This window comes from Dietzia sp. CW19 (assembly GCF_014145265.1).
Taxonomy (GTDB): domain Bacteria; phylum Actinomycetota; class Actinomycetes; order Mycobacteriales; family Mycobacteriaceae; genus Dietzia; species Dietzia natronolimnaea.
Map to the genome: position 1 here is coordinate 1 of NZ_JAALEE010000365.1, position 1,874 is coordinate 1,874.

Sequence of the window (1,874 nt, forward strand, 5' to 3'; positions counted from 1 at the left end):
TGGGGTGGGGGGCGTCGTCCGCCTGTGAACGGGCTAGAGCTCCTCGATGGTGGCCGTGGCGTGCACGGTGCCGAGCTTGCGCGGGTTGCGCACCCGCAGCGACCAGGCCGGGTCGCCGGCAGCCGAGCCCACACCGGTTCCGACGCCCGGGCCGGACCCGCGCCGGGCGTAGATCGCCAGCTTGGCCGGGAGCACGACGGGTTTGCCGAACTCCACCGAGTAGCGCGCCCGCTCGGGGATGGCGCCCTCGACCACGCCGAGCATGGTGGCGGCCGTCCACATGCCGTGCGCGATCACGTTGGGGAAGCCGAAGGCCTTGGCTCCCACCTTGGAGACGTGGATGGGGTTGCGGTCCCCGGACACCGACGCGTACTCGGAGATCAGCGCCTCGGACACCGACTTCACCACGGTCGGGTCGCCGAGCTCCGCGGCCGTGGGCGGCTCGGGTCTCGGCGGGCGCGGCGCGTCCTTGGGAGGGGTCAGGGACGTCCTGCGCTTGGAGAGCAGGCCCGACCTCTGGATCCAGGCCGGCTCGTCGTCGTCGCCCGTCCGGATCTCCGTGACGATGTCGAGCAGCAATCCGGCGGGGTGCTCCCGCAGGTTCTCGGCCCGCGCGCGGATCGAGAGCTCGTCGCCCACCCGCAGCGGGCGGTGGGACTCGATCTCGTTGGTCAGGTGCACCGAGCCCATGGCCGGGACCGGGTAGGCCGGGTCCAGCATGAGCTGCATGCTCAGGGGGAAGGCCAGCGTGAACGGGTAGGTCAGCGGCAGCGCGTCACCGAACCGCAGGCCGCAGACGCGGGCGTAGGCGGCCAGATTGGCCACGTCCACGCGCACGTCCTCCACCTCGACGCCCTTCTCAGGCATCGACGTGCCGTCGCGCTTGCCGCCCACCACGGGGACAGAGCCGAGAGCGGCCTTGCCGTACTGGGCCAGGAGGTTGGGGATGGCGGGCAGGCGGGTGTACTCCACGGTGTTCTCCGACGACGAGCGATCCACCTCGATCACGCGCCCAGGAGGGACTGGCCACACACGCGGATCACGTTGTCGGTGACCGCGGAGGAGGCGGGGCTGGCGAAGTAGGCGATCGTCTCGGCCACGTCGACGGGCAGACCGCCCTGCTGCATGGAGTTCATGCGGCGTCCGGCCTCGCGGGTGGCGAACGGGATGGCCGCGGTCATCTGGGTCTCGATGAAGCCGGGGGCCACGGCGTTGACGGTGATCTTCTTGGACGCCAGCTCGGCGGAGGCGCCGTCGACGAACCCGATCACGCCGGCCTTGGAGGCGGCGTAGTTGGTCTGGCCGCGGTTGCCGGCGATCCCGGCCATCGAGGAGACGCCCACGACGCGGCCGCCCTCGGTGAGGACGCCCTTCTCCGCGAGCTCGGCGGTGATCCGCTCCGGCGCGACGAGGTTGACGGCCATGACCGAGTCCCAGCGCGCCGAGTCCATGCCGGCCAGGGTCTTGTCGCGGGTGATGCCCGCGTTGTGCACCAGGATGTCGACGACGCCCTCGTGACGCTCCTGCACGTGCTTGGCCAGCACCTCGGCGGCGTCGGCGGCGGTCACGTCGAGCGGCAGCGAGGTGCCGCCCACCTTGTTGGCGGTCGCGGAAAGGGACTCGCCGGCGGCGGGGACGTCACAGCAGATCACGTGCGCCCCGTCGCGGGAGAGCACGGCGGCGATCTCCGCACCGATGCCCCGGGCCGCGCCCGTGACCACGGCGACCTTGCCCTCGAGGGGGCGGTCCCAGGACCCGGGGGCGGTCGCGGCGCCGGCACCCACGCGGAACACCTGGGCGTCGACGTAGGCGGACTTGCCGGAGAGGATGAAGCGCAGGGTGGACTCGAGGCCCGACGCGCCGGTGTCGGCGTA

The 1,874-nt window shown here is 72.3% G+C and carries 2 protein-coding genes; both read right to left on the minus strand.

The genetic code is table 11. The annotated features are described in order from the left end of the window. Positions 1–33 precede the first annotated feature (33 nt). The gene (locus tag G6021_RS11225) at positions 34–1,008 is read right to left on the minus strand and encodes a MaoC/PaaZ C-terminal domain-containing protein (RefSeq protein ID WP_347238959.1); all 975 of its coding nucleotides are present in this window, start codon (positions 1,006–1,008) and stop codon (positions 34–36) included. Next, on the minus strand, positions 1,005–1,874 hold an 870-nt coding region (locus G6021_RS11230; RefSeq protein WP_182641308.1), incomplete at its 5' end, for a 3-oxoacyl-ACP reductase. The genes G6021_RS11225 and G6021_RS11230, both read right to left, overlap by 4 nt.